The organism is Bartonella sp. MR168JLCBS, assembly GCF_042194175.1.
Genome location: NZ_JBHIMP010000008.1, coordinates 80,590 through 88,093, shown reverse-complemented (window position 1 = coordinate 88,093; position 7,504 = coordinate 80,590). Strand labels below are relative to the sequence as shown.

Below are 7,504 nucleotides of genomic sequence, written 5' to 3'. Positions count from 1 at the left end.
TTTTGAGGGCTGGAGTGCATCCTCTACAGTTTGGATACTGCTTTATCAGGGTTGAGCAGTATCCGTTGAGGGGAAGGATGCACTCTTTTGAAGGCGGAGTGCATCCTCTACAGTTTGGATGCTGCTTCATGAGAGTGAGCAGTATCCAAAGGGAAAGGCCTATTCCGTAAAAAACAGGGATAGCCAAAAGATTTGTTTTTATATTTTTATTGATAGGTTGCTGTATTTGTTAGGGCTATTCATTCTTTATTCTCAACATTTAAGATGATTATGTGATCAGGGTTGTTCGTCAATACAATCGTAAAAGACGCTGAGTATTTTTATAATAATTAAGATATTTTTGTGCCTTTTTCTTGTTTTTTTTATGTTTACACAAGATTTACACTGCTTTTCAACAGTTTGTTTTTTTGCTTCGCTAATGGCGTTGGCTAAACACTTTAATTATTTTAACTGTTTCAACACCGCCTTAAAATAACAGTGCTTTATAATATGACAAAATGAGCTGTATAACGTTTGATTCTTGAGGGATGCTAGAAAGAGGGGGGTGTTAGGAGAGATGTTGTATATATTTTTAGTTTATCTTTTAAAGCAGGAAGATCAACATATTTGAGAAGAATATGAAGTGCTATGGATAAAGCTTCCCTCCGTCTTTCCGGATCTATGTTTTATGCGGTTTGACGGTTAAAGAGCAATAGCTGAATGGAATCACGCTTGCTTTATGTTTTTATCCTCACGCTTTAGATTTTTTCTCGTGGGGATACCAGTTTTTTAATGGGGTTTTACGCGCCTTACGTAAAACAGAATGTTCTAAACAGAACATATTTGTGTTGCACATTTACGTCCTTATTTAAAAAACATCATGTTGTCTTATCTCACAATAATGTTGGTGAATGGGGATGTTGGTAAATGGGATAATGGGGAAATCTCTCGTGAAGTGGAGAAGCCCTTCTTTAAAATCTCATAAGGGGAAAGCCAGCACTATCATACTATTCTAGCGTCTAATGTGATGACAGCCTTTAGTGCTTGAGCGTGTTTATAAGAGGCATTTTGATTCTTTATCTTTGAAGTGTTTTATTTCATATGTCTCTCATGTTGGTAATGTGCAAAAGACATGGCGTTGATTCTTGCAACCTGAAATAAATTTAAAATGAGAGAACCCCTATGATATTCGGGTCTCTTATTTTAATATGAAGAACGGGTGATTATAATTATAAATCAATATGGTGTCGTGATACATCAACCTTTTGGTGGGGTACAGGATAAAGAAAGTCATTAAATATAAGTCATTCTGTTATGTCGTAAAACACTGTCATTTGCGGTTTGGTGATATGAGAGCCAGCCGCCTTGGATATATTGAAGTGTTTTTTTAAGGGTGCGGTGGATTTTTAGGGCAGAGCTTGTTTTGTCGCACCTTGAGTTTAGCTGAAAATCCTGAATGGAAAATCAAGAGTGAAGTCTATCCAAGCTGTTTGTAGATCAGATTGGGTTAAAAAGCTTTGTCCTTTGAGGATGGAACGCAAGCCAATTTGACAAAAGAATGATCCATTTTGCGGGGAGATTTTATGGAGGAATATAACAAAGCTCATAAGAGAGTGATTTAAGACAACACAGTTATAAAAAAGTACAGTCGTAAAAAAAGTCCCCTGTTGTAATCAGAGGACTAAAAGCAGGAGAATTTTAACATTGGCTAGTAGGACATGTTAAAAAAATGAACTCAAAAGACTGTATTCAATCCGCAAATTCATACTTACAAAACTATTATGCTATGATTAGCAGAGAATTGAAAAGATATCAATATAAAAAATACTTTTTACAAAAAAGAAGATTATGTCATTTTGCATTAAAAATTAATGAATACTTTTTTCAATTGAATATTTATTTTGAGACTCGATATTAATTAAACAATTAAACTGTATTTAAAGCTGTTATGATGCATGCAAGCATCTTAAACAAAACGTATTCTTCAATAAAAAACGAATAAACGTAAAAGCACCCCATGATTACAGGACTGGTGTGGGGGAAGGATTTTTGTTTTTAAGGGTGCGGAGTGTATTTTGAGTGGGTGTGGAGTGAAGTATTGTCCTTTTGGGTGTGTGGGGGGGTGAGGGGATGGAAGAGGTGGGGGGGAGCTTCTGGATGGTTGAGCCCGTCTGGGGGGCTTTAGAGGGGGCAGCAACATGGGAGGTAGCTTAGAATGGCGAGGAGGGAGATTATTCAGAATGTTTATGGTTTGCATATCCCCAATGAAATGCTAACAAGTCTAAACAATCTCGTAAATGATCGGCAAGGGAATTTTGTTTGCGTTTTGAAGAACTTAATTCTTTGATTGCTTGTCCATAGCCGATAACGCGTTCAAGCAGTGAATAGCCAAGAATACCCAGTTGAACTTTGATTGTTTTTAAATGATTGGATGCTTCTATTTGACGTTCAATGGGGTGTGTGTACCCTTGGCTACAGGAAACCTTTTCACGGGTGTAGTCAAGGCTCATGTGGAGATCGGCTTGACTTTGACGCCAGTAAAAATAAAAACGTTCTGCCGCTTTATATTGGGCTTTGCTGAGATGTCCTTTGGCATATAAAAGTGCAATGGGATGGCTTTGTGCATTGGCAATGGCATTGATGGTACGCGGATTGCTGGAGTTTTCTGGATGATTGGATTGAAAATAAGGATTGCTCGTTTCAACAGGGATTTCTTGCGCCTTTAAATGACCAATGTGCCTTCCTTTATCTTGATGGTCAAGCGGGCAGGTTTGCGTATTTTTTCTCTCTTGATGGGTCATATCATCTCCTTAAAAATTATCGTTTGCTTCTCGTTTTTAAAAAATGTTGCTTGCTCTAGGCAAAACAGGGGGATTAGAGGAAGACATGTGTTGGAGTGTGCGTGAGGGTTTGTGCGCTCTTGGGGGTGACTTGGACTGTTGCGTTTGTGTGGGGGAGCCCCATGGATTTGACTCTTGAAAAGAGGGGTGTTTTGTTGCATGGTGGATTTTCCTTGAATGGCTTGATGGGGGAGTGGAATGATGTTGCGCGGTGCTTTGTCTTTGAAAAGACTAGTATTTTTCTGCATTGTGGTTGTTGTCTTTGTGTCTGTTTATATGGAAATGAAGGCGTTGGGGATGACGTGGGGCGTATTTTTACGGGCTGTGGTATTTTATGGCACTCCTGGCATTTTCCTTATGTTGGGTTATGAAGTAATGCAGCGGCGTGGTGTAAATCAGGGTTTGTTCTTCAAGATGTTGTTGTTGAGCTTCATTTTTGCTGCTGTCATTGATTTTATTTATGCGCAAGCTGAGCATTTTGGTTTGACTTGGGTGTGGTTCTCAAACAGGTGGGTGTTTAACATTCTTTTTGGCGTTGTCTTTGGTCTTGTCCTTGGGCTTATTTATCGTGGGGCAAGGCGTTTTGGGTTTAGGCTTTCATTCTTTGAAAGGGATTGATCTTTTGCTGCATTTTGGGCATGGTCTCTGATTTTTACTTAATAAAGGAGCGGGGCGTATGGTGGTTGCGCGGGACATGTTTTTGAAGGGGCTGGCGTTTTTCTGCGTTATTGGCTTGGTCCTTGGTTTTGCTTATGAGGATGCGGGGCGACCGGTTATTACGTGGGAGGTGTTTTGGCAGGGGGTGGAACTTTCTTGCATTGCTGGAGCGACCTTTTGTTTTATTGTTGTGGGAGCAAACAGTAGAACTGTATCGTGGGGCGTGTTTTTCAAGGCTGTGGTGTTTTGCACCATTGCTGTAGTGGTTCTTGGCTTTGCTTATAAGGGAGCGAAGCGTTTTGATATATCGTGGGAATTTTTAGTGATCGGAGCGGTGTTTGTTGCATTGCTGGGGCTGTCCTTGGTTTTGCTTATGAGGGTGCGGGGTAAATGGATATCGCGTGGGGTGTCTTTTTTGAAGTTAGCGGTGTTTTCCTGCGTTGTTGGAGCTGTTGTTGGATTGGCGTATAATGGCGCCAAGCATATGGGGGTTCGCTGGTTTGTGATCTCGAACAATGGGGTGTTTGCGGGCACTATTGGACTTGTTCCTTTTTTTGCTCTGGAGGGGGTACGGTGTATGCGTGTACTGTTGGGGGGCTTAAAAAGAATGAGCGTTTCTCTTCCCTACGGGCGTGATCTTTGATGTTATTGCTGTGAGGGGTATTTGATGTCGAACGATGTGATGTTTTGGCTGTTGTTGGGTTTTTTCTGCTTTTTTGCTCTGGCCTTGATTTTTATTTATGAGGGAGCAAAGCGTCGCTCTGTTACAGGGTGGATGTTTTGGAGGTGGGTGGTGCTTTATGGCATTGTTGCCACCTACCTTGGTTTTATTTATGTGGGCGTGGGCAGGCGCGCTGTTGGTGGGGAGCTGTTTTTGAAGGGGGCGGTGTTTTCTTGCATTTTTGCAACTGTCCTTGGTTTGGTGCATCTGGGCGTCAAGAGTATGCCTGTGGCGGGGCAAGTGTTCTTAAAGGCGGTCATGTTTTGTTGCATGATGGGCTTTATCCTGTGGTTTGCTGCTGTGGGCGTCAGGGATATGGATAGCGTAAGGGCGGTATTCTTAAAGGGATTGCTCTTGACTGTATTGTTGAAAGTGCTCTTGGGGTTCTTTATACGCGAGCAAAGTGATACGGTGTTACAGAGGTTGTTGCGTTCTTTGAATTTTGTGCTGTTTTGCTGCATTTTGGCACTAATCCTTTTTTTTACTCGTGAAGGAGCAGAGAATCTAGGGTTGAGCTGGCTTTGGTTCTCGAAGGATTGGGTGTTTTTATTCATTTTTGGATTTCTTTCTCCTTTGATTTATCAGGGTGTAAGGCGTGCGCGTGTTCTAGGGGCTTGGTTCTTGAGGTAGGTGGTGTTTTTTTCTCCATGGGTGTGACCTTTAATGTGCTTGCTGTGAGTTATTTTGGATATTGATGTCGAACGATTTGTTTTTTTTGCTGTTGTTGGTGTTTTCCTACCTTTTTATTGTTGTCGTTATTGGTACTTATAAAGTTTCCAAGCGCTTCGATATTCCGTGGTGGCGGGCGGCGTTTTATTGTATTTGTGGTATTTCCCTCTTTTTGAAGGAAGTGCTGTTTTACTGTATTTTAGGAGTCGTCTTTTTTTTGGCTCTTTTAGGGGATGGAGAGTATGGATATACCGTGGGGACTCCTGTCCTTGATAGGGATCGTGTTTGCTGTAGTGTTGGAGTGGTTCTTGATTTTGCATATGAGGGGGCGGCAAGATGGGGTGCTGACGCGTTGTTTGTGGCTATTGAAGGGGCTGGTGTTTTGCGCCGTTGTTGGAGCGATCTTTTTTTGTTTGCGTTTGGGAGCAGAGAATATGGGGTTGGGCTGGCTTTGGTTCTCGAAGGATTGGGTGTTTTTTATCATTTGTGGATTTATCCTTCCTGTTGTTTCTGTGGGAGCAAGGCGTGCGCGTGTGAAGGCGGAGGCGTTTTTAAAGAGAGTGGGGTTTATGGAGCATTACAGATAACGTCGAGGGAATGTTTGTTCAAAAGAACAGCGATAGCGGTAGGTTTGAGGATCAAACCAAAGCCCTATTTTGCCTTCAAAATCACCAGAACGTTGTTTGGCAATATTCATAATGACGCCAGGGCGTTTGGCTAAATCTGCTTTTTCTTGTGCTAGAGAGGCGGCAAAGATTTTGTCTTCTAACGATCGATTGCGCCAAATGGTGATGATATTAAAGGCATTGGCGCCAATTTCTGAGGCACCTTTAATGTCTTCTGTGCTGGGGATATCTTTATCCAGACCGCCTTTGCGGGCATGGGCTACAAGATGAATGTGTACACTGTTTAAAACAGCCCAATCAACCATTTTGTAAACGGCTTGTTCTTGTCTTGCATAATCATCAGAGGCAATGCCAAGCCGCATGAGACTGTCGATGATAAATTGATCGCAGCCATAGCGCGCACGACAATAGTCAAAGACATCAAGCAAGGTGTCAACGCTTGATTTGCCAACATGTTCATAAAGAATAAGCCCATCGTCTAAAAAATGAAGAATCCGTTCAATCGTCTCTTTTGTAGGCTTTTCTAAGCCGCCTGTTTGTTTGGTTAAGCGCCGTAAAGATTGTTCTCCTTTCATTTCTAGAGAGGCTAAGCAAAGGCGACTTTTTTGCGCAATCCAATGGGGAATACAGTCTGATAACAATTGGCTTTTTCCTGCACCACTGGCACCACTCCAAAGCGTTAATTCTGCTGGGCGGAAATGCAATTTGTCCTTCAGTTTAGGATAGGGAACCGTATAACCAAGATGTTTTTCAGGCTCTGGCCAAAAAAGCCCTATTACTTGATCTTTATAGTCTGAGGCGCGCCGTAAACCTTCTGGAGCAAAGCTTTGTGCTGAGGAAAAGGCGGCTTTTATGGTGGCTCTATTAATCCCTGCGGTTAAACAGTCATTAGCATCTTTGCGGGGTAAACGTACACGGTAGCAACGGTGGCGTCCAAGCCTGCTGGCAATCTCACGGGCTGCTTCTTCTCCGGGCTGGTCCATATCTGTGGCTAAAAAAATCGTTTCAAAAGATTCTAAATGATCAAATTCATTTTCAATCCAGTTGTGTTTGCCTCCACTTCCTCCCCCAAAGGGAACAGAAACCGCCGGATATCCATAGGCAGCTAAGGAAAGTGCATCAATTTCTCCTTCAGTGATAACAATTGTACGGTTTGTTGAAGAAAAAGTGGGAAACGGCGCGTGCTGGGTTGCCTGTTGGGCCGTGTGCGTGGAGGCGGGGTTGGTTGAGGGGGTATTTTGGGATGCCTGTGTGGAGGCGTGGTTGGTTGAGGGTGTGTTTTGGGATGCATGTGTGGAGGCGGGGTTTGTTGAGGGGGTGTTTTGGGGGGAGCAAAGGGCTTGCCAACCAAACAAAATCGGTTCACATTGAGAGGCTGTTGGTTTGCTTTTTGCTCCTGCTTGCGCGAGCCGTTCTTTAACTAGAGCAAGGGTGCCATCGGGTTTATAAAAGGGGAAAATGATTTTTTCACCATTTTCTCCTATGCGGTAACGCTTTATAACCTCTAGAGGAATGTGGCGTTCTTTGTGGAGATAGTTTTTTACGAGATTCTGCGGGGTCTGCCCTTTAGGAACCGGTGGACGGCGATAGGAACGATGAGGGACCATAAAGGGTTTTGGGCGTGTCAGATTGAGAGTTGCGCGTGCTTCTTCTAATGCTTGAGAGAGGCTAATGCCTTTGACTTCACACCAAAGGTCTAAAAGATCTCCTCCAGTGCCTTCTGCAAAATCATACCAAAGTCCTGCTTTACTGCCACTCAAGCAAATTGATAAACTTTGACCAGCTTCACCACGTGTGTTGCCTACAATCCAATTGTTGCCTCGTTTGTGCCCTTGGGGAAGAAGCATTTCTACTATTCTATCTGCTTGTGAGATAAGTTTTTGTTTGATTTCAAAAATTGTGCTCATGGTCATTCGTGATATTATTGCTGTTTTTCTCAAGATTTAGGAGATGAGGACTCTCTTTTGCTGTTCTAGCCGTTCGATCTGATAGTGAAATCCGTGGTGCTATGG

6 protein-coding genes are annotated in these 7,504 nt (G+C 42.7%); 4 read left to right on the top strand and 2 right to left on the bottom strand.

The window, feature by feature from the left end:
- Positions 1-2,210: 2,210 nt before the first annotated feature.
- On the bottom strand, positions 2,211-2,780 hold the full coding sequence (locus ACFIK8_RS06515; RefSeq protein WP_375635598.1) for a hypothetical protein: 570 nt from the start codon (positions 2,778-2,780) through the stop codon (positions 2,211-2,213).
- A 237-nt stretch (positions 2,781-3,017) separates the two neighbouring features.
- Between ACFIK8_RS06515 and ACFIK8_RS06510 the strand changes: the two genes are divergently transcribed.
- From ACFIK8_RS06510 to ACFIK8_RS06495, 4 genes are all read left to right on the top strand, one after another.
- The gene (locus ACFIK8_RS06510; RefSeq protein ID WP_375669050.1) at positions 3,018-3,437 is read left to right on the top strand and encodes a hypothetical protein; all 420 of its coding nucleotides are present in this window, start codon (positions 3,018-3,020) and stop codon (positions 3,435-3,437) included.
- Positions 3,438-3,495: 58 nt separating this feature from the next.
- A complete protein-coding gene (locus ACFIK8_RS06505; RefSeq protein ID WP_375652764.1) occupies positions 3,496-4,119 on the top strand; it encodes a hypothetical protein in 624 nt (207 codons plus the stop codon).
- Between the two features lie 24 nt (positions 4,120-4,143).
- Positions 4,144-4,827 carry a hypothetical protein gene (locus tag ACFIK8_RS06500; protein ID WP_375669049.1) on the top strand — a complete coding sequence of 228 codons (684 nt, stop codon included), beginning with the start codon at positions 4,144-4,146 and terminating at the stop codon, positions 4,825-4,827.
- Between the two features lie 281 nt (positions 4,828-5,108).
- Positions 5,109-5,453 (top strand): hypothetical protein, encoded by a 345-nt coding sequence (locus ACFIK8_RS06495; RefSeq protein WP_375635606.1) that lies wholly within the window; start codon positions 5,109-5,111, stop codon positions 5,451-5,453.
- Here the strand turns inward: ACFIK8_RS06495 and ACFIK8_RS06490 are convergent.
- Complete coding sequence (locus tag ACFIK8_RS06490; protein ID WP_375669048.1) at positions 5,444-7,399, bottom strand: toprim domain-containing protein; 1,956 nt, start codon at positions 7,397-7,399, stop codon at positions 5,444-5,446. The two genes, ACFIK8_RS06495 and ACFIK8_RS06490, sit on opposite strands and share 10 nt — an antisense overlap.
- Positions 7,400-7,504: the final 105 nt, after the last annotated feature.